General features: G+C 71.6%; 18 protein-coding genes and 2 pseudogenes. 12 read left to right on the top strand and 8 right to left on the bottom strand.

Annotation, left to right across the window (positions count from 1 at the left end; genetic code table 11):
- Window positions 1-100 precede the first annotated feature (100 nt).
- The 7 genes from GRC12_RS01930 (at window position 101) to GRC12_RS01900 (ending at window position 6,090) form a co-directional block, all read left to right on the top strand.
- Entirely contained in the window at window positions 101-1,114 is a 1,014-nt protein-coding gene (locus GRC12_RS01930; RefSeq protein WP_208776888.1) for a LacI family DNA-binding transcriptional regulator, read from the top strand.
- 83 nt (window positions 1,115-1,197) lie between these two features.
- The gene (locus tag GRC12_RS01925) at window positions 1,198-1,806 is read left to right on the top strand and encodes a GNAT family N-acetyltransferase (RefSeq protein ID WP_208776847.1); all 609 of its coding nucleotides are present in this window, start codon (window positions 1,198-1,200) and stop codon (window positions 1,804-1,806) included.
- Window positions 1,807-1,984: 178 nt separating this feature from the next.
- On the top strand, window positions 1,985-3,136 hold the full coding sequence (locus tag GRC12_RS01920) for a DNA gyrase subunit B (protein ID WP_308286448.1): 1,152 nt from the start codon (window positions 1,985-1,987) through the stop codon (window positions 3,134-3,136).
- Window positions 3,137-3,195: 59 nt separating this feature from the next.
- Window positions 3,196-3,999: an SAM-dependent methyltransferase gene (locus GRC12_RS01915; protein ID WP_208776846.1), complete on the top strand. Its 804-nt coding sequence runs from the start codon at window positions 3,196-3,198 to the stop codon at window positions 3,997-3,999.
- A gap of 130 nt (window positions 4,000-4,129) precedes the next feature.
- Window positions 4,130-4,372 carry a DUF397 domain-containing protein gene (locus GRC12_RS01910; protein ID WP_208776845.1) on the top strand — a complete coding sequence of 81 codons (243 nt, stop codon included), beginning with the start codon at window positions 4,130-4,132 and terminating at the stop codon, window positions 4,370-4,372.
- A 147-nt stretch (window positions 4,373-4,519) separates the two neighbouring features.
- Window positions 4,520-5,425, top strand: a complete 906-nt coding sequence (locus tag GRC12_RS01905; protein ID WP_208776844.1) for a helix-turn-helix domain-containing protein — start codon at window positions 4,520-4,522, stop codon at window positions 5,423-5,425.
- A 53-nt stretch (window positions 5,426-5,478) separates the two neighbouring features.
- Window positions 5,479-6,090: a DedA family protein gene (locus GRC12_RS01900; RefSeq protein WP_208776843.1), complete on the top strand. Its 612-nt coding sequence runs from the start codon at window positions 5,479-5,481 to the stop codon at window positions 6,088-6,090.
- 56 nt (window positions 6,091-6,146) lie between these two features.
- Here GRC12_RS01900 and GRC12_RS01895 read toward each other — a convergent pair whose 3' ends face one another.
- The 3 genes from GRC12_RS01895 to GRC12_RS01885 are packed head-to-tail and all read right to left on the bottom strand — an operon-like array spanning window position 6,147 to window position 10,283.
- Window positions 6,147-7,688 carry an alpha-L-fucosidase gene (locus GRC12_RS01895; protein ID WP_208776842.1) on the bottom strand — a complete coding sequence of 514 codons (1,542 nt, stop codon included), beginning with the start codon at window positions 7,686-7,688 and terminating at the stop codon, window positions 6,147-6,149.
- A gap of 20 nt (window positions 7,689-7,708) precedes the next feature.
- Window positions 7,709-9,559 (bottom strand): beta-N-acetylhexosaminidase, encoded by a 1,851-nt coding sequence (locus GRC12_RS01890; protein ID WP_208776841.1) that lies wholly within the window; start codon window positions 9,557-9,559, stop codon window positions 7,709-7,711.
- A complete protein-coding gene (locus tag GRC12_RS01885; protein ID WP_208776840.1) occupies window positions 9,552-10,283 on the bottom strand; it encodes a hypothetical protein in 732 nt (243 codons plus the stop codon). Before GRC12_RS01885 ends, GRC12_RS01890 begins: the two co-directional genes overlap by 8 nt.
- Window positions 10,284-10,531: 248 nt before the next feature.
- On the opposite strand from GRC12_RS01885, the gene GRC12_RS01880 reads away from it, so the two are divergent.
- Window positions 10,532-11,875, top strand: a complete 1,344-nt coding sequence (locus tag GRC12_RS01880) for an amidase (RefSeq protein WP_208776839.1) — start codon at window positions 10,532-10,534, stop codon at window positions 11,873-11,875.
- Window positions 11,876-11,898: 23 nt separating this feature from the next.
- Window positions 11,899-12,435, top strand: coding sequence for a GNAT family N-acetyltransferase (locus GRC12_RS01875; protein WP_208776838.1), 537 nt, complete (start codon window positions 11,899-11,901; stop codon window positions 12,433-12,435).
- Between the two features lie 29 nt (window positions 12,436-12,464).
- On the opposite strand, the gene GRC12_RS01870 is transcribed toward GRC12_RS01875, so the two are convergent.
- Window positions 12,465-12,866, bottom strand: a complete 402-nt coding sequence (locus GRC12_RS01870) for a VOC family protein (protein ID WP_208776837.1) — start codon at window positions 12,864-12,866, stop codon at window positions 12,465-12,467.
- Window positions 12,867-12,964: 98 nt separating this feature from the next.
- Here GRC12_RS01870 and GRC12_RS01865 point away from each other — a divergent pair, with 98 nt between their 5' ends.
- On the top strand, window positions 12,965-13,951 hold the full coding sequence (locus GRC12_RS01865; protein WP_208776836.1) for a helix-turn-helix transcriptional regulator: 987 nt from the start codon (window positions 12,965-12,967) through the stop codon (window positions 13,949-13,951).
- Between the two features lie 61 nt (window positions 13,952-14,012).
- A complete protein-coding gene (locus GRC12_RS01860; protein WP_133046537.1) occupies window positions 14,013-14,654 on the top strand; it encodes a LysE family translocator in 642 nt (213 codons plus the stop codon).
- 14 nt (window positions 14,655-14,668) lie between these two features.
- On the opposite strand, the gene GRC12_RS01855 is transcribed toward GRC12_RS01860, so the two are convergent.
- Together GRC12_RS01855 and GRC12_RS01850 are read right to left on the bottom strand one after the other, a co-directional pair.
- Complete coding sequence (locus tag GRC12_RS01855) at window positions 14,669-15,151, bottom strand: GNAT family N-acetyltransferase (protein ID WP_208776835.1); 483 nt, start codon at window positions 15,149-15,151, stop codon at window positions 14,669-14,671.
- Window positions 15,152-15,210: 59 nt separating this feature from the next.
- Window positions 15,211-15,384, bottom strand: a complete 174-nt coding sequence (locus tag GRC12_RS01850; protein ID WP_133046628.1) for a hypothetical protein — start codon at window positions 15,382-15,384, stop codon at window positions 15,211-15,213.
- Window positions 15,385-15,758: 374 nt separating this feature from the next.
- Between GRC12_RS01850 and GRC12_RS01845 the strand changes: the two are divergent.
- Window positions 15,759-16,823 (top strand): annotated as a pseudogene (locus tag GRC12_RS01845) (ABC transporter ATP-binding protein); the annotation flags it as partial.
- On the opposite strand, the pseudogene GRC12_RS01840 reads toward GRC12_RS01845, so the two are convergent.
- Window positions 16,736-17,132, bottom strand: a pseudogene (locus tag GRC12_RS01840) (response regulator); the annotation flags it as partial. The pseudogenes GRC12_RS01845 and GRC12_RS01840 overlap by 88 nt on opposite strands.
- A complete protein-coding gene (locus tag GRC12_RS01835; protein ID WP_208776834.1) occupies window positions 17,129-18,763 on the bottom strand; it encodes a sensor histidine kinase in 1,635 nt (544 codons plus the stop codon). The gene GRC12_RS01835 and the pseudogene GRC12_RS01840, both read right to left, overlap by 4 nt.
- Window positions 18,764-18,786: the final 23 nt, after the last annotated feature.

The raw sequence follows: 18,786 nt of genomic DNA, 5'->3' as shown, positions 1-18,786 counted from the left end.
GCTGAACCGCATTAGTACCTACTCTCCTGGAATCCGCTCACTGAAAGTTGAATGGGGAATCACCGTGTCAGGCAAGCGGTCGCCCGCGCGTCGGCCGACGATGAAGGACATCGCGCGGCACGCCGGGGTCTCCCAGAGCGCCGTCTCCTTCGCGCTCAACGGCCGGCCGGGCGTCTCCGAGGGGACCCGTGACCGGGTGCGCCAGGTCGCCGAGGAGCTCGGCTGGCGGCCCAGCACCGCGGCCCGTCAGCTGTCCGGTGAGGGCGCGGCGACGGTCGGCTTCGTGCTGGCCCGCCCCGCGGACACCCTCGGTGTCGACTCCTTCTTCCTCCAACTCGTCTCGGGCATACAGGAGGTGCTGGCGGAACGGCATCTGGGCCTGCTGTTCCAGGTGGTCGAGGACGTCGACGACGAGTGCGCGGTCTACCGGCGCTGGTGGGCCGAGCACCGCGTGGACGGCGTCCTCGTCGTCGACCCGCGCACCGCCGACCCGCGCCCCGACCTGCTGGACCAACTCGGCCTGCCCGCCGTGGTGATCGGCGGCGCCCCCGACGAACGTCACCCGGGCCTGTCGACGGTCTGGGCCGACGACGCGGGCGCGATGGCCTCGGTCGTGGACGAGTTGTACGCGCACGGCCACCGCCGGATCGTGCACATCGCGGGTCTGCCCGGTCTGGCGCACACCGAGCGCCGTATCCGCACCCTGCGCGCCGAGGCGGAGCGCCGGAGTCTGTCCGAGGTGGAGTCGGTGACCACCGACTACTCCGACGCTGAGGGCGCCGCCGTCACCCGCCGGGTCCTGGGACGCCCCGCTCCCCCGACCGCGCTGATCTACGACAACGACGTGATGGCCGTGGCCGGCGTCGCCACCGCCGCCGAACTGGGCTTCTCCGTACCGGCCGACGTGTCGGTGCTGTCCTGGGAGGACTCGGCCCTGTGCCGGATGGTCAAGCCGTGGCTGTCGGCGCTCTCCCGCGACAGCGTGGAGTTCGGCCGTACGGCGGCACGGGAGCTGACCGCCCTGGTGGACGGCGGCCCGGCACGGACGGTACGGGTGCCGGTGCCCCAGGTCATCGTGCGGGACAGCACGGGGGCGGCACGGGCACCCGCATAGATCACCGCCCGCGACTGGCTCGCCCGGCTCAGGTGCTCACATATTGGATTGCCGCGCTCGGCCTCGTCGGATAGGAAGCCTGCATGCTGAAGGGCGAGAAGGTCGGGCTCAGGGCCCGCCACGAGGACGACATGCCGGTGCTGCGGACCGAGCTCTACGACGACGTGGTCAACTCCTCGCGGGCGTCAGGCGGGCCGTGGCGGCCGGTCTCGCCCGGCTCGAATGATCCGCGGCTCGTGGTGGACGACATGGAGGAAAGCCATGTCCCCTTCTCCGTGGTGGAGTTGGACGGCGGCACGCTGATCGGCACCGCGACGCTCTGGGGCATCGACAACCACAACCGCCTGGCGCACGTCGGGCTCGGCCTCCTGCCGTCCTCGCGCGGCAAGGGCTACGGCACCGATGTGGTCGCGGTCCTGTGCCACTACGGCTTCGTCGTCCGCGGCCTGCGACGCCTCCAGATCGAGACGCTGGCCGACAACCACGCGATGCTGCGCGCCGCCGAACACAACGGCTTCGTCCGCGAGGGCGTACTGCGGTCCTCGGCCTGGGTGATGGGCGAGTTCCTGGACGAGGTCCTGCTCGGCCTCCTGGTACAGGAGTGGAAGCAGAACGCGAGGAGCCAGCAAGCGGCCGGCAGCGCCAGGACCCTGGAAACAGAGGCCCGGGAGACGTCCCAGACGGGGTCGTGAGCGGCCTCAGTGGGGTCGCGGGCCCCTTTTCGGCCCCCTGCTTTCCCCCCGCGCCGCCCGTCGTCCCGCGGGCCCTCTCCCGCTCGTCCACGGCTTCGATGCAGCTGCTCTGACCTGGCCTTTCCCGGGATTTCTCCTAGGGTGGGGACATCCGCCGGACGCCATGGGAGGGGTCTTCGTGAGTGGGGAAGGCATGCGGTACGACGCTGCTGATATCGAGGTGCTGGAGGGGCTCACGGCCGTGCGCAAGCGGCCCGGGATGTATGTCGGCTCCACCGGTGAACGCGGTCTGCATGAACTGGTGTTCGCGGTCGTGAGCCAGGCGGTGAACGAGGTCCTGGCCCAGGGGGCCGGCCGCATCGACGTCACGCTCTTGCCCGACGGCGGTGTGCGGGTCACCGACGACGCACCGGCGGCCGCCTTCGGGGATGGCGGCGGCCCGGGGCTCGAAGTCCGGTTGACCACCCTGTACGCCGGCTCGGAGCCCGGCGACCGGCACTCCGTGTACGTGGGCCACTTCAACCTCGGGCTCGTCGTCGCCACCGCGCTGTCGAGCCGACTGACCGCGGAGGTGCGGCGCGAGGGGGTGCGTTGGGTCCAAGAGTACGCGCGCGGTGTCGCCCTCGCCCCACCCTCCGCCGTGGCTTCAACGGCCCGCACGGGGAAGACCATCACCTTCTGGCCCGACACGGAGATCTTCGAGACGACACGGTGCTCGTTCGCCGTACTCGCGGAGCGCTTCCGGCAGGTGGCCTTCCTCAACCGGGGGCTGGAGATCTCCCTGACGGACGAACGCCCCGCAGGGCAGCCGCGGTTGGAGCGGTTGTGCTACCCGGGCGGCGTACGGGACTTCGTTGCCGCGCTCGATGCGGCGGCCGGCGGGTCCCTCCATCCGGAGATCATCGCCTTCGAGCGGGAGGACCCGCGGATGGCGGGGACGATGGAGATCGCCTTCCAATGGGGTGGGAGGGACGCGCAGGGCGTCCGCGGCTTCGTCAACGGGCGGGCCACCCGGGAGGGCGGCACGCATGTGGAAGGGTTCCGCGACGGGGTGACGGCCGCCGTGACCGCGTACGCCCACAAGAGGGGACTGCCGACGGTCACGGACACCGGTCCGATCGGCGACCGGATCGGCCGGAGCCTGGTGGCCGTCGTGTCGGTGAACCTGGACCGCCCCGAGTACCTCGGCGCCATCCGCGGACTGCTCGGCAACACCGAGGTGCGTGCCTGTGTCGCCGAGGCCGTGCACCACCATCTCGGCGCCTGGTTCGAGGAGCACCCGGAGCGCGCGGAGGCGGTCGTCGGGAAGATCGTGCGGACACCGGTGTGACGGGGCCGTAGCCGGTCAACCGCCGGACAGCGCCGCCCACTTCGTGTGACGCTTTGCCCATGACTTCCGAAGAACCGGAGGCCGACCGGCTGCATCCCGACCAGCCCCACTCGGCCCGTGTGTGGAACTTCCTGCTGGGCGGCAAGGACAACTACGCCGCCGACCGGCAGGCCGGCGAGATGATCCTGCAGATGTTCCCGGACATCGCGCTGCTCGCCCGTCTCCAACGGCGCTTCCTGGTCCGCGCGGTGCGCCATCTGGCCGCCGACGCGGGCATCCGCCAGTTCCTGGACATCGGCACCGGACTGCCCACGGTCGACAACACCCACGAGGTCGCCCAGCGGTTCGCGCCCGACAGCCGCATCGTCTACGTCGACAACGACCCGCTGGTGCTGGTGCACGCCCAGGCCCTGCTCACCAGCACCCCGGAGGGCGCCTGCGCCTATCTCGAGGCGGATGTCCGCGACCCCGACCGCATCGTCGAAGGGGCCGCGCGGACGCTGGACTTCGACCGGCCCGTCGCCCTGACCATGCTCGGCATCCTGGGGCAGATCCCGGACTCCGACGAGCCCGAGGCGCTCGTGGCGCGCTACCTGGACATCCTTCCTCCGGGCAGCCACCTCGCCCTGGCCGACGGCACCGACACCAACGAGACGCTCAACCAGGCGATCTCGGTCTACAACGCCAACTCCGCCAGCTCCTACCACCTGCGCAGCCCGGAGCGGATCGCGGCCTTCTTCGACGGACTCGACCTCGTCGAGCCCGGCATCGTGCCGACCTCCCGGTGGCACCCCGAGCCGGTCGACGTGGGCCGCTCCCCCACCGAGGTGGACGCGATCTGCGGCATCGGCCGCAAAGCCTGACGGCCGCAAGCCCGCAAAGCCGCGAGATGGGAAAAACGCAATTACCGCTGCAATTGCAGACGATCTTGGTACTGTCGTAGCGACGCAACCGCAGTGACTGCCGGGCGAGTTGATCTCGAAGAGGCCTCAGATGCAGCACGTGAGCAACGGCACGCCGGCCGACCGGCTGACCGGGGTGGTCTGGCGCAAGAGCCGGCACAGCAACCCCGAGGGCAACTGCGTCGAGCTCGCTGTGCTCGCGGACGGCAGCGTCGCGGTACGCAACTCCCGTCACCCCGAAGGTCCGGCACTCGTGTATCCCCGCGCCGAGATCTCCGCCTTCGTCCGCGGTGTGAAGGACGGCGACTTCGACGGCCTACTCCCCGGTCGTTGACGTCGGGCACACCCGCGGACGGCCGGAGGGCCCGGTCGACGACCGACGCCCTCCGGCCTTCTCACGCCCCGCGGCGGTACGGCGACGCGGTGCTACGCTCCTTGGCGAGTCACGACGTAACGCACGGCGGCGGCCGAGGGGATGACCATGGCGGCAGCTCGACCAGAACCCCTTCCCCCTGATTCCCAGGTACTCAGCCTCAGGCGCGGCGGCCCGACCGTGCAGCGCATCATGCTGGGCACCCGTCTGCGCCGGCTGCGCGAGTCCCTCGGCATCTCCCGGGAGCGGGCCGCCTCGGAGATCCGCGCCTCGGACGCCAAACTGTGCCGCATGGAACTGGGCCGCGTCGGCTTCAAGGTCCGTGACGTCGCCGACCTGCTCACCCTCTACGGCGTCCACGACACCGCCGTACGCGAGGAGTTGCTGGACTCGGTGCGGCGGGCGAACCAGCCCGGCTGGTGGCGGGCGTACGGCGACGCCTTCCCGAGCTGGTTCGAGCAGCACCTGGGGCTGGAGGAGGCGGCCTGTCTCATCCGCACCTACGAAGTCCAGTTCGTGCCGGGCCTGTTGCAGACCCCCGCCTATGCCGAGGCCGTCGTCCGGCTCGGCCACTCCGTCACCTCCGAGGACGCGGTCGAGCGCCGTGTCACCCTGCGGATGAAAAGGCAATCGCTGCTGTCCGGCCCGGACGCGCCCAGGCTGTGGGTCGTGGTGGACGAGGCGGCGCTGCGCCGTCCGCTCGGCGGGAGAGAGGTGATGCGCGACCAGCTCCGGCACCTGATCGAGGCGGCCGGCCTGCCCAACGTGACCGTCCAGGTGCTCCCCTTCCACGTGGGCGGTCACGCGGCGGCGGGCGGCCCGGTCACCGTGCTGCGCTTCCCGGTCCCGGACCTGCCCGACATCGTCTACCTGGAGCAACTCTCCAGCGCCCTCTACCTGGACAAGCCCGAGGACGTCGACCACTATCTCGCCGTCATGGACCGGCTCACCCTGGTGGCTCTGTCGGCGGCGGACTCGGTGGGCTTCCTGGAGAAGGTCCTGGCCGAGACCTGAGGAACGCGACGCCCGATGGGGTACTCGACCGCCGCTGGGAAGGGAGTCGGCGGATGAGCGCTGTCACCCACTGGCTCGCGCATCTGTCCGGGCCCGTGGTGTACATCGTGGTCGTGGGCCTCGTCTTCGCCGAGGACGCGTTCTTCTTCGGGTTCGTCCTGCCCGGGGAGACCGCGGTGATCGTCGGCGGGGTGCTGGCCCGGCAGGGCGTGGTCGACCTGGTCTGGCTGGCCGTCGCCGTGGTCCTGGCCGCGATCGCCGGGGACGGCGTCGGCTACGAGCTCGGCCGCCGCCTCGGCCCCCCGCTCCTGCGCAGCCGCCCGCTGCGCCGGCACGCCCACGGCGCGGACAGGACACGCGACCTGATCCGCCGGCGCGGCCCGGCGGCCGTCTTCATCGGCCGCTTCGTCGCCCTCCTCCGCTCCCTGGTCCCGGCGATGGCGGGCGCCTCCGGCATGCCCTACCCCCGCTTCTTCCTCTACAACGCGCTCGGCGGACTGGTCTGGGGCGCCGGGAACGCCGTCCTCGGCTACGCGGCCGGCGCCGCCTACCAGCGGGCCGAGGGCCTGATCGGCAAGACCACGGCACTGGTGGTGGCCGTGCTGGCGGTCGTGGCCCTGGTCGTCTGGCGGGTCCGCCGCCACCACCGCGGCCGCGAGACCTGAGGCGGGCGGTCACCAGGTCGCCGATGCCCTGGTGACCGCCCTGATCGGGTACCCCGTCAGACCGCGGACCGGTACAGCCCGAACTCCGCGATCCGGACGGCACCCCGCGCACCCGTCACCCGTACCCGCCACCGCCGGGCCGTGACGGGCTCCGGCAACTGCAGGATGCGGCTCGCGCCGATCGTTCCGGCCGTTGCCACCCGGTCCCAGGCGCCCTCGCGCCAGGCCTCGACGACGAAGCCCTCGACCTGCTGGCCGTGCCGGATGTCCTCGGCGAGACGGACGCGGTCCACCTCGTGCTCGGCGGCGAGATCGACCGTGACTCCGGCCGCGGCAAGGGTGGTGCGGGCGCCCCGGGCCAGGTCGCTCGGAAGCTCGCGCTCGATGCGGGCGCGGAACTCCCGCAGCCGGACGACGTCGGTGTCGTGCAGCCGGCCGTCCGTGTCCGGCGGGACGTTGAGCAGCAGCACCGAGTTGCGGCCCACCGAGCCGAACCAGATCCTCGTCAAGTCGTCCACGGACTTGGGGAGTTGGTCGGGGTGGTAGAACCAGCCGTCCCGGATGGACACATCGCACTCGGCGGGCCACCACTGCAGGTAGTCCGTTGTCGGCCGGGCGGTCACGAGCGCGTCGCGGCTGCCCTCGTCGGCGGTGTCGTACGACAGCGCCCAGTCGGTGCGCCCGTACTGGTTCTCCTTGACCGGGATGACGCTCCACTCGTTCTCGCGGGCCAGCCCGTCCTCGTTGCCGACCCAGCGCAGGTCGGGCCCGGTCACGGCGATCGCGGCGTCCGGGGCGAGGGCGCGGACCAGGGCGTACCAGCTGTCCCAGTCGTAGTTCTCCACCTTGTCTGGAGGTATGTGGCCCTGGGCGCCGTCGAACCACACCTCGTCGACCGGACCGTACTCGGTGAGCACCTCGTAGAGCGTGTTGAGCATGTGGGCGCCGTAGTCGGTCGCCGGAAGGGTGTAGAAGCGGTCCGGGGCGCGGTCGTCGCCCTCGGTCAGGGTGGGAACGGTGCGGGTGGTGCGGGCGCTGCCGTTGGCGTAGACGCCGTGCAGGTACTGGTTCTCGTCGGCGGGTGAGATGTAGACGCCGACCTTGAGGCCGTACCGGCGCATGGAGTCGGCGAAGGAGCGCAGCACGTCGCCGTGGCCGCCCTGCCAACTGCTCGACGCCACCGAGTGGTCGGTGTAGCGGGAGGGGTAGAGGACGAAGCCGTCGTGGTGCTTGACGGTGAGGATCGCCAGCCTGAACCCGCCGTCGCGCAGGGCGCGGGCCCACTGGTCGGTGTCCAGGCCGGTGGGCTGGAAGACGTTCGGGTCCTCGTCGCCGGTGCCCCACTCCAGCCCGGTGAAGGTGTTCACGCCGAAGTGCAGGAAGGCGGTCTGTTCCAGGGCCTGCCAGGCGATCTGCCGTGCTGTGGGCCGGACTCGGGAGGCCTTGCGGACGAGCTCGTCGGGGGTGTCGTCGGGGCTGACGGGGATGCGGGAGCGGTCACTGGGCGCGCCCGCCGCGAACGCGGGGAGGCCGGGCGCGGCGAGCGCGGAGACCGATGCGACGGCGGTGGTGACGAAGAGGCGTCTGGAGAGAGCCATGGAGGATCGGACTCCTCGGTTCAGTGGGCGGTGAGGTGCCAGACGGCGGGCGGGCGCTGGTCCGGCGGGTACTGGACGAGCCGGCCGTCGTCGCTCACGGTCAGCGCCATCTGCGTGATCGCGTTGACGAGCTCGTAGCCCCCGGCGGCGCGGTTCACCTGCCAGCGCTGCAGGGTGCCGGCGACGTCACAGCTCTTCCAGGTCGCCTCGACGCCGGGCTGCAGCGGCGCGTTGAGCGTGAGCTTGCCGCCGCTGATCTCCAGGCAGCCGTCAGGGGACCGCAGGCTCGCGTATCCGTCGGCGGTGCGGGCGAGTCGGGCCGTGAAGGTCTGTCCCGCGGTACGGAAGGAGTACGTGCCCTCCGCCACCGGAAGCCGCGTCAGATCACGCCAACCGGGCGCGTGGCCCACCGCCGTCCCCCGTGCGGTGAACTCGGCGTAGGTGGCATCCGGGTGCGGATCGCCCCAGGTGGCCTCAGCGATGTGGCGTAGCGCGGGCCAGAGTTCGACGGCGACCTCGTTCTCCGTCTCGCCGCTGCCGTTGTCCGGCCACAGGCTGATCTTCGCCCCGGTGATGCCCTCGCCGGTCGCCACCTTCTCCCCCTCGAAGCTGCGCGGATCCCACCCCTGGTCGTACAGGGACCCGGTGTCGCTGTGGAACCCGCCGCGGACCAGGTACAGCGAGTAGGCGGCGTTCTCGACCCGGTAGCCCCGGGCGATGAGCGCGCTGGGCTTCACGGCGACGTTCAGCCAGTGCTCGACGGTCGTCCCGGCCGCCACCGGCACGGTGTTGGCGCCGGTCAGCCCGTCGTTCCAGATGCGCAGCCGCTTGCCCTTGCTCACCGCGTACGCCTGGACGCGGTTGATGAAGTCCACGTACGCGTCCTGCGGGGTGGCGTTCGGCCCGTACTTCTCCCGCGCGTACGTCAGCATCTGCGGGTACTTGGCGTAGTCGGAGCCGAGCATGTACTCGTCGGCGCCCATGTGCCAGGACTTCGCGGTGAAGACCTGCGCGTACTCGTCCATCAGACCGGTGTAGTAGTCGAAGGCGGCCTGCTGGGTGACGTCGAGGCGGGCGGGCTGCTTGTTGCCGTCTGAGTCGCTGAGCTGCAGGTCCGGGCGGTTCTCGATCCACGGGTCCATGTGGCCCGGGGAGTTGATCTCCGGGATGATCTCCACGTGGTACTTGTCGCCGAGGGCGACCAGCCGGCGCATCTCGTCCTTGGTGTAGTAGCCCCAGGTGTTCGCCTCGGGATGCGCGTCGCTCTTCACCTTCAGCTCCAGGAGCAGCTGGTTGAGCTTGTGGTACGCCATCTCGCGCACCAGGTTCTCCAGCCAGGGCAGCGTGATGTGGATGTAGCAGGCGCACACGCCGACGCCCCGCTCCTTGTAGCGCGGTACGTCGATCGTCCGTCCCGCCGGTATCCGGTCGCCCTGCGCGAGGAGTTGGAGGAGGGTGCGGGTGCCGTAGAAGGCGCCGGTCTCGGTGGCGGCGGTCACCGACAGCCGCGTGCCGACGGTGAGTTCGTAGCCCTCGGCGCCGAGGGATCCGCGGGAGGGCTGGACGTCGACCACGATGTCCCCGGTGCGTGCGCCGCCCGGGACGACGGGGACGCTGCCGTGCCCCGCCGCGCGCAGATCGTCGGCGAGTGTGTCGGCGACCCGCCGCTCGCCCGGGCTGTCGGCGACCAGCCGAACGCCCTTGCCGTACACGTAACTTCCGTGTCCGGCGGTCCAGTTGGCCAGCGCCGGCACGGTGACCGGAACCGTCGGCCGCGTCTCCCGTGCGACCGCCTGGACCGGCGTGACGAGCAGCGTCAGGGCCGCCGTGACGCCGAGCAGCCGCAGCAGTCTCTTCCTGATCTCACCCATGCCACTCCACCTTGAACACCCAAACGTGCTGTCCCGCCTTACGGGCCGTCTCCGGTACGTCGATCACCAGCGCCCCCTTTCCGACGGTCCAGGTGAGCGGACGGTCGTGGCCGAGCGGGGTCACCTTGTCGCCGGGCCGGATCGGCACGGGCGCCTCGACGGTGAGCTTCGCTCCCGGCCGGGTCAGGGAGTGGATGTAGAAGGCCTCGTTCGGGCGGACGGTGAACCGCAGGTCCTCGCCGAGCTGAGCCATCCGAGACCAGTACGTCGTGTCGTAGACCGCCTCGCCGTTGACCTTCAGCCAGGCACCCGTCTCACGCAGCCGGGTCGTGAGGAAGACGGCGGAGAGATAGCGGCCGCGGGGCAGGTCGACGCGCTGGCCGAGCGCGACCACGTTGTTCTTGGTGCCCGCGGTCGAGGAGGGGAAGTCGAAGGGGACGCCGTCGACCTCCACGCGGCCCGCGGGGAGTTCCTCGCCGGGGAAGGTGTAGCCGGAGCCGTCGAAGCCGCCGCCGCGTGCGGTGGCGGTGTCGATGCCGTCGTTGTCGTAGAGGGAGTCGAGCGGCACGGGGACCGGGTCGGGGACGGGGACCCAGCCCGCCGCGCCTTTCCCGCCGCCCGGCCCGGCCGCGAGGGTATCGCTCGCCGCGGCGAGGGGAAGGGCGCCGGCCGCGGTGACGGCCACCGCGGCGCCCAGGACCTGACGTCTTGGATACGGACTCATGAGCGGCTCCAATTCATCGGATGTCTGATCATTGGGCGGCCTCAGGAGCCTGTCAATGACACCTCCACACACGGCAGTTGCCCCATTGATCCGATGACCTGCGGGTCAGTGACCGGCGGCCGGTGAAAAGTCCAACAACAGCGGTCCGAATGTCCAAGCGCCGGTGCTCTCGACGCCGGGCGCGCGGCGGGGCAGAGTGCACTCCGTACTCACGAGTAGCCCACGCACCGCACTCCCGAGGAGCCCCCGTGACCAGCTGGGTCGGCCGGACCGCCACCGAGATCGCCGCCGCCGTACGCGAGAAGCGGGCCACTCCGCGCGAGGTGGTGGCCGAGCACCTCGAACGGACCGAGCGGCTCGACGGACGCGTCGGCGCGTTCCGGGTCGTACGGGCCGAGGCGGCGCTCGCCGAGGCCGACGAGGTGGGCTCGCGCGGTGATCTGGCCGAACTGCCGCTGGCCGGTGTGCCGGTGGCGGTCAAGGACAACCTCGCCGTGCGGGGCGAGTCCAACCGCGTGGGCTCCGCCGCCACCCCGGACACCCCGGCCGCCGAGGACCATGTGACGGTGGCCCGGCTGCGCGCGGCGGGCGCGGTGGTGGTGGGGCTGACGAACGTGCCCGAGCTGTGCGTCTTCGGCACCACCGAGGGCGTGCACGGCACCGCCCGCAACCCCTGGGACCTGACCCGCACGGCGGGCGGCTCCTCCGGCGGCAGCGGCGCGGCGGTGGCCGCCGGCTTCACGCCGATCGCCCTCGGCAACGACGGCATGGGCTCCCTGCGCATCCCGGCCGCCAACTGCGGCCTGGTCACCATCAAGCCGGGTTACGGCGTGGTGCCCGCGGGCATCGGTGACGGCGACTGGTTCGGCATGTCGGAGAACGGCCCGCTCGCCACGACGGTCGAGGACGCGCGCCTGATGCTGTCGGTCCTGGCGGACCCGGACGCGCTGCGGCCGTCCGAACCGGGCATGCGCAGGGTCGCCGTGTCGCTGCGCAGTCCCCTGGTCGGCGTCACCGTCAGCCGGCCGTACGCCACCGCCGCCCGGGACGCCGCCGGGATCCTGATCAAGGCCGGTCACCAGGTGCGGCGCGCCGACCCGCCCTACCCCGCCTCCCTGAGCACGACCTCCCTCGCGCACTGGACGGCGGGTACGGCGGTGGACGCCCAGGGCCTCGACCGGCGTCTGCTGACCCGGCGCACCCGGGTGCACGCGGCCGTCGGCCGCCGTTTCCTGAGCTCCGTCCGGGGCGGTGAGAGCCGGGATCGTCTGCGCCGCCGTATGGAGCCGTTCTTCGAGGAGTACGACGTCCTGCTGACCCCCGCGCTCGCCCGCCGCTCCCCCAAGGCGGTGGCCTGGCACGAGCGGGGCTGGCTCGCCAACATCCTCGCCAACACCACCTACTCGCCCCTGACGCCCCCGTGGAACCTCACCGGCTGGCCGGCGATGTCCGTTCCCTTCGGCACTCTGCCCTCCGGCGCCCCCACCGCCGTCCAGCTCGTGGGCCGCCCCGGCTCGGAGGCGACCCTGCTGGAACTGGCGGAACAGCTGGAGAAGCTGCATCCGTGGCAGCGGACGGCACCCCTGGACTGAGGGGGGGTGTTACGGTCCCTCGCATGGCCGAACTGATCGCTCCCACCGCCCGGTTGCACTCCTCGTGGATCGAGGCCCGTGACGAGTGGCCCGGCGCTCACCAGGACGGGGCCGGCTTCCGCCTGGTGGGCGACGACGACCTCGACAGCCCCGAGGGGTTCGCCTCCTGGGTCGAGCGGCTGCGGCAGCAGTCGGACCGCTCGCTGCCGGTCGGGGAAGGGCGCGTGCACGCCAGCCACTGGTGGATCGCCGACGGCGGGGTGTACCTCGGGGCCATCGACCTCCGTCACTATCTCAACGCCTTCCTGCTGGAGGGCGGCGGACACATCGGCTACAGCGTCCGGCCCTCCGCCAGAAGGCGCGGACTGGCCACGTGGGCACTGGGAACCGTTCTCCTCAAGGCACCGGCGCTCGGTCTGGACCGGGTCCTGCTCACCTGCGACGACGGCAACGTCGGTTCGGCGCGCACCATCGAGAGCAACGGTGGGGTCCTGGAGGACGTGCGCAGCACGGAGGCCGGGCTCAAGCGCCGCTACTGGATCACTCTCGGCTCCCGTTGAGGCGTACCCGCGGCCACGGCTGCTACTGCTCAGGGCCGCTCCTGCCACCGTACCGCCTCGGGCGTCACCGGGGTGAAGAAGTTGATCAGGTTGCCGTCGGGGTCGCGGAAGAGGAGGGAGCGGTTGCCCCAGGGCATCGTCGTGGGCTTCTGGACGAACTCGACGCCCAGTGACTCCAGTCGGCGGTGTTCCGCGTCGACGTCGGCGACCCGGAACTCGGTGATCACCGTGTGGTTGGCGGCCGGGCGGGCGGAGCCGGCGCCGAAGAGGGCCACGGTGCGCTCGCTCGCGACGGCCAAGGTGCAGCACGGCGTGACGAGTTCGGCGAAGTCCGGGGTCGACCAGGTCGCCGGGACGGCGGTGACCTGCTCGTAGAAGGCGACGAGGCGGGCGACGTCATGGGTGATCACGCGGATCGAGACGAAGTTCATGAGGGCTCCTGTCAGAAGGGTGTCGGATGAAGGAACGTCCCGAACGCTAGGACCAATACCGGACAGGTTCCGCCCGGTATACGAGGCAGACTTGCCGAGTGACCACATCGACCGCCCGGGTGCTCGCCCTGCTGGAGATCCTTCAGGGAGGCGGCACCCGCACCGTCCCCGACCTGGCCGCCCGCCTCGGCGTCGACGAACGCACTGTCCGCCGCTACGCCGGCCACCTGCTGGAACTCGGCGTGCCGGTCGAGTCGGTGCGCGGCCGCTACGGCGGCTACCGGCTCGCCCCCGGCCACCGCATGCCGCCGCTGATGCTCACCGACGAGGAGGCGCTGGCCGTGCTCCTCGGCCTGCTGGCCGCCCGGCGCACCGGGCTGGTCCCCGCGTCCGCCGCGGCCGGTGAGAGCGCGGCGGCGAAACTGCGGCGCGTCCTGCCGAAGCCTCTCGGCCGACGCCTGTCGGCGCTGCTGGACACGGCCGACTTCACCGCGCCGGCCCGCTCCGGCACCGGCCGCGGGACGGACGTCCTGCTCGGACTCGCCGAGGCGGCGCTGCACCGGCACCCGGTGGAGATCACCTACACCGACCGGCAGGGCCGCGAGAGCGACCGGACCGTGTTGCCCTACGGTCTCGTGGCCCACTCCGGGCGCTGGTACCTGACCGCCGCCGACCCGGGTGCCGGCGACGGGGAGACCCGTACCTTCCGGCTGGACCGCATCGCCGCCATGACCGTCCGGCCCGGATCCTTCGACGTCCCGCAGGCGTTCGATCCGGTGGCCGCCGTGCAGGACGGTCTCGCGCGGACGCCGTGGACGCACGACGTGTCCCTGCGCGTCCACGCCGACGTCGGGCACATCCGCGACCACCTCCCCGCCCACCTCGCCAGGGTGTCCCCGCTCCCCGACACCGACGTCGATCACGCGGGCTGGGTCCGCGTGCGGATCCGGGCCGAACGCCTGGAGTGGATCCCCCCGGTCCTGGCCGCCCTGGACCGCCCGTTCGTCATCGAGCGCCCCACGGAACTGCGCACACTCGTGCAGGCGCTGGCCGACCGCCTCCACCGGCACGCGAGCGCCGACTAGGGTGCGATCCGCGGCGAAAACCCACTGGAAAGCGGGGTGCCCGCGCTGCTTCCATGGCCGCATGATGTCCACCGACCGTCTGCTCGCCTTCGCGGCGCTGTCCTTCCTGCTGATCGTGATCCCCGGTCCGAGCGTGCTGTTCGTGATCGGGCGGGCGCTCGCGCAGGGGCGCCGGGCGGCGCTGACCACCGTCGCGGGCAACACGCTCGGCGCGTATCTGCTGGTCGTGGCCGTGGCGGTCGGGATCGGGTCCGTGGTGGAGCGCTCGGTGCTCGTCTTCACGGTGCTCAAGCTGGCCGGTGCCGCTTATCTGGTGTACCTCGGCGTGAAGGCGTGGCGTGCCCGCGGTTCGCTGCGGGCCGCGTTCACGGGCGCGGAGGCGGTGACCCACAGCGGACTGCGCACCTTCTGGGAGGGGTTCGTGGTCGGTGTGACCAACCCCAAGACCATCGTGTTCTTCGCCGCCGTACTTCCCCAGTTCGTCGAGCGCGACCGCGGGCACGTCACCCCGCAGATGCTGCTGCTCGGCCTGGTCTTCAACGCCATCGCGCTCGCGTCCGACAGCGTCTGGGGGCTGGTGGCCGCCACCGCGCGCGACTGGTTCGCCCGCTCCCCGCGTCGCCTCTCCCTGGTCGGCGGGGTGGGCGGCCTGACGATGATCGGTCTGGGAGTGACCGTGGCGGTGACGGGCCGCAAGGACTAGCCGCGCACGGAGCTCTACAGCGCCCGGTACATGATGTGCAGGCCCACCCGGCCGTGGCTCGGGTGGTCGAAGGCCTCCGGTACGGTGCCCAGGATCGTGAAGCCGAGGGACAGCCACAGCTTGACCGCCGGGTTGGTCTCCACGACCGCGTTGAAGACCATGCCGCGATAGCCGTCCGCCCGGGCCTCGGTCAGGACGTGCTCGGCGAGGGCGCGGCCGAAGCCGCGGCCCGCTTGGGCGGGGTCGACCATGAAGCCGGCGTTGGCGATCCGCGCGGCGGGCCCGCCGTAGTTGGGGGTGACGAAGGCCGAGGCGACGATCGCGCCGGTCTCGTCCTCGACGACGAACACACGCTTGGCCGGCCCCATCCACAAGGACCGGGCCACCTCCTCGGAGGTGTCCCGGTCCCAGGTGTAGGTCTCGCCGGCGGCGACGATACGGTGCCAGAAAGGCCAGATGCGCGGCCAGTCCCCGGCCGCGGCTTCCCTGATCTGCATGGGCGTGAGTCTGTCACGCCCATGCGGTCGGCGATCGCGAGGTTCCTGCTCGCGCGACGTCAGTCGATGCTGGGCAGGATGTGCGGCTCGGCGAGGTCGTCCTCGTAGCCCGCCAGGCGGATGGGGGCGGACCGGGCCCACACGTCCAGGCTGCCGAGCTCGCCGGGCCGGCGGCCTGCGCGCTCCGTGCGTTCCTTGGGGCGCTGTTCGCGATTCGTCTTCTCCGGTGTCACCGCGCACTCCTTATGTGTCGGGTCACCCTCGGGGCGTGCCGGCCACTTCACGGTCCGGCTCCTGACGCCCGCTCGGGTGTGAGTCGAATGCAGTTCGGACGCGGTGGCGCCGGTAACTCGTGTGAGAACAGGCCGTTGTCTGCCGGCCCGCCCCGGGACGGACGTGGGTGTGGGTGGGACCCGGTGATGCTGTCCGTCGGCTCCAGATTAACCAAATGAGCGGCCCCCCGCTCTATGGGGCCGGAAAACTTGGCGTTACCGTTGCAAGTCGCCCTGTTTGCTCCGTTCTTTCCTGTCACTCGTTCGGCCCAAGGGCGTGCCGAACGCCAACGCCCGTTCCACTCTTGGTTCCAGGACCTTCAGAGGGGGCCGTCATGGCGTCCGTCACCTTCGACAAGGTCACCCGGCGCTTCCCGTCGGGCGGCCGGCCGGCCGTCGACTCGCTCGACCTCGAGATCGGGGACGGCGAGTTCATGGTGCTGCTCGGACCCTCCGGGTGCGGAAAGTCGACCTGTCTGCGTCTGCTCGCCGGGCTCGAGGACGTCGACTCGGGATCCATCCACATCGGCGTCCGGGACGTCACTCATCTTCCACCCCGGGAGCGGGACGTCGCGATGGTGTTCCAGAACTACGCGCTGTACCCGCATTTGTCGGCTGCCGACAACATCGGCTTCGCCCTGCGCATCGCGCGCATGCCGAGACGGCACGCCCGGCAGCGGGTGCGGTTCGCCGCCTCCGTACTCGACATCGAGGACTACCTCGGGCGCCGGCCGAGGACCCTGTCGGGCGGCGAGCGGCAGCGGGTGGCGACGGGGCGGGCGCTGGTACGGGACCCGCGGGCGTATCTGATGGACGAGCCGCTGTCCAACCTCGACGCCCGGCTGCGGGTGGAGACCCGCACCCAGATCGTCCGGATGCAGCACCATCTCGGCATCACCACGCTCTACGTCACCCACGACCAGATCGAGGCGATGGCCATGGGCGACCGGCTGGCGGTGCTCAGGGACGGAGTGCTGCAGCAGGTGGGCAGGCCGCGGGACGTCTTCGCCCGCCCGGCCAACACCTTCGTGGGCGGTTTCGTCGGCTCGCCCGCGATGAACCTGTTCCGGCTGCCGCTGTCCGGGGGCGGGGTGCGGCTCGACGGCCTGGAGGTACCGCTGCCCCGGGCGACCGTGCGGGCGGCCGCGGCCGAGGGGGCGGACGCGATCGTGCTCGGCGTCCGGCCCGAGGGGTTCCGGGTGGTCTCGGCCGAGGACGACTCGGGCCCTGCCTTCGACCTGGTGGTCGAGTCCGTCGAGGACACCGGCGCCGCCGTGTTTCTCCACACGTCCGCCGGGAACCTCGGGCACGTCGCCGTCCGCCTCCCCGGCCGCCCCACGGAACTCCGCGTACCGCACCAGCCGGTCCCTGAGCGTCGCGAAGGTGAACGGCTTCAGGACGTACTGCACGACCCCCAGCGACACCCCTTCGCGCACCACCGTCAGATCCCGCGCGGACGTCACCGCGATCACGTCCGCGTGATGCCCCGCCGCCCGCAACGAGCGGGCGAACTGCAGCCCGTGCACGTCCGGCAGATGCAGGTCCAGCAGGAGCAGGTCCACCGCCGTGCGGTCCAGCAGCCGGCGGGCCTCCGCGCCCGTGTGCGCCTTCCCGACCGCGACGAACCCCGGTACCCGGCCGACGTACATGACGTGCGCGTCCGCCGCGACCGGATCGTCCTCCACCACCAGCACCCGGATGTCGGTCATGCCTCGCCTCCCGGCACCGGGACGGGCGTCGTCGTCCTCAGCGGCAGCCGCACCACGAACTCCGCGCCCCCGCCGTCCGCCTCGGTCACCGTCAGTTCGCCGCCCTGCCGCTGCACGGCCTGCCGTACCAGCGCCAGACCCAGCCCCCGGCCCCCCGGCCCGGACGGTTTCGTGGAGAAGCCGCGCTGGAAGACCAGGTCGGCGTGGGCGGGATCCACCCCGGCGCCCGTGTCCGCCACCCGCAGCACCAGCTCGGAGCCCTCCGCGTACGCCGTCACCGTCACCCGCGCCCGCACGCTTCCCTGCGCCGCGTCCACCGCGTTGTCGATCAGGTTGCCGAGGATGGTCACCAGGTCCCGGGCGGGCAGGGTCGGCGGCAGCAGACCGTCGTCCAGGCGGCTGTCCTCCGACACCACCAGCTCCACGCCCCGCTCGTTCGCCTGCGCCGTCTTGCCCAGGAGCAGGGCAGCGAGCACCGGCTCGCTCACCGCCGCCACCACCTGGTCGGTGAGCGCCTGCGCCAGCTCCAGTTCCGCCGTCGCGAAGTCCACCGCCTCCTCCGCGCGGCCCAGCTCGATCAGGGAGACCACCGTGTGGAGGCGGTTCGCGGCCTCGTGCGCCTGGGAGCGCAGGGCCTGGGTGAAACCACGCTCGGAGTTCAACTCGCCCATCAGGGACTGCAGTTCGGTGACGTCCCGGAGGGTGACCACGGTGCCGCGGCGCTCACCGCCGGACACCGGGGAGGTGTTGACCACCAGTACCCGGTCCGCCGTCAGATGCACCTCGTCCACCCGCGGCTCCGACGCCAGCAACGCCCCCGTCAACGGGCTCGGCAGACCCAGGTCCGCGACCGACGTCCCGATCACGCCCCGCTCGCCCTCCAGCCCCAGCAGCTCCCGTCCGCCGTCGTTGATCAGCGCCACCCGGTACTGCCCGTCCAGCATCAGCAGCCCCTCGCGCACCGCGTGCAGGGCGGCCTCGTGGTAGTCGTGCATCCGGCTGAGCTCGGCCGCGTTCATGCCGTGGGTGTGGCGGCGCAGCCGGGCGTTGACGACGTAGGTGCCGATCGCGCCGAGGGCGAGGGCGCCGGCCGCGACGCCGAGGAGGGCCGAGACCTGGCCCCGTACCTGCTTGCTGATCGCCTGGACCTTGATACCGGCGCTGACCAGGCCGATGACCCTGTCGTCCGCGTCCTTGATCGGGGTGACCGCGCGGACCGACACACCGAGGGTGCCCTTGTACTTCTCGGTGAGCGAGCCGCCCTTCTGGGCCTTGGCGATATTGCCGACGAAGTGCTTGCCGATCAGATTCTTGTTGGGGTGGGTCCAGCGGATGCCCCGCGGATCCATGATCGTCACGAAGTCCACGTCGGCGTCGCGCATCACCTTCAGCGCGTACGGCTGGAGTTCGGTGCTCGGCTTGGGGGTGGCGATCGCCGCGTGCACGGAGGGCGCGTCGGCGATGGAACGGGCCACCGCCATGGCCTGCCGGCCGGCCGCCCGCTCGGCCTGCCGCTCGTCGCTGACATACGTGAACAGCGCATATCCGGCCACGACGACCGCTATCAGCACGGCCTGCATGGCGAAGAGCTGCCCCGCCAGGCTGCGGGGTCTCGGGACAGGGATGCGCATGCCGTCAGTCTGCCTCCCACGTC

Origin of the sequence: Streptomyces griseorubiginosus (genome assembly GCF_017614965.1) — a bacterium.
GTDB lineage: Bacteria > Actinomycetota > Actinomycetes > Streptomycetales > Streptomycetaceae > Streptomyces > Streptomyces griseorubiginosus_B.
Note: the sequence above shows the minus strand (reverse complement) of the source record. Positions and strands in the feature narration are given on the sequence as shown.

What these genes read in the sequence shown, in the direction of transcription:
- GRC12_RS01930 (WP_208776888.1), top strand. Translation starts at nt 101, where the DNA reads ATGAAGGACATCGCGCGGCACGCCGGGGTCTCCCAGAGCGCCGTCTCC.
- GRC12_RS01835 (WP_208776834.1), bottom strand. Translation starts at nt 18,763, where the DNA reads ATGCGCATCCCTGTCCCGAGACCCCGCAGCCTGGCGGGGCAGCTCTTC.
- GRC12_RS01915 (WP_208776846.1), top strand. Translation starts at nt 3,196, where the DNA reads ATGACTTCCGAAGAACCGGAGGCCGACCGGCTGCATCCCGACCAGCCC.
- GRC12_RS01890 (WP_208776841.1), bottom strand. Translation starts at nt 9,559, where the DNA reads ATGGGTGAGATCAGGAAGAGACTGCTGCGGCTGCTCGGCGTCACGGCG.
- GRC12_RS01875 (WP_208776838.1), top strand. Translation starts at nt 11,899, where the DNA reads ATGGCCGAACTGATCGCTCCCACCGCCCGGTTGCACTCCTCGTGGATC.
- GRC12_RS01870 (WP_208776837.1), bottom strand. Translation starts at nt 12,866, where the DNA reads ATGAACTTCGTCTCGATCCGCGTGATCACCCATGACGTCGCCCGCCTC.
- GRC12_RS01885 (WP_208776840.1), bottom strand. Translation starts at nt 10,283, where the DNA reads ATGAGTCCGTATCCAAGACGTCAGGTCCTGGGCGCCGCGGTGGCCGTC.
- GRC12_RS01900 (WP_208776843.1), top strand. Translation starts at nt 5,479, where the DNA reads ATGAGCGCTGTCACCCACTGGCTCGCGCATCTGTCCGGGCCCGTGGTG.
- GRC12_RS01855 (WP_208776835.1), bottom strand. Translation starts at nt 15,151, where the DNA reads ATGCAGATCAGGGAAGCCGCGGCCGGGGACTGGCCGCGCATCTGGCCT.
- GRC12_RS01925 (WP_208776847.1), top strand. Translation starts at nt 1,198, where the DNA reads ATGCTGAAGGGCGAGAAGGTCGGGCTCAGGGCCCGCCACGAGGACGAC.
- GRC12_RS01860 (WP_133046537.1), top strand. Translation starts at nt 14,013, where the DNA reads ATGATGTCCACCGACCGTCTGCTCGCCTTCGCGGCGCTGTCCTTCCTG.
- GRC12_RS01905 (WP_208776844.1), top strand. Translation starts at nt 4,520, where the DNA reads ATGGCGGCAGCTCGACCAGAACCCCTTCCCCCTGATTCCCAGGTACTC.
- GRC12_RS01910 (WP_208776845.1), top strand. Translation starts at nt 4,130, where the DNA reads ATGCAGCACGTGAGCAACGGCACGCCGGCCGACCGGCTGACCGGGGTG.
- GRC12_RS01895 (WP_208776842.1), bottom strand. Translation starts at nt 7,688, where the DNA reads ATGGCTCTCTCCAGACGCCTCTTCGTCACCACCGCCGTCGCATCGGTC.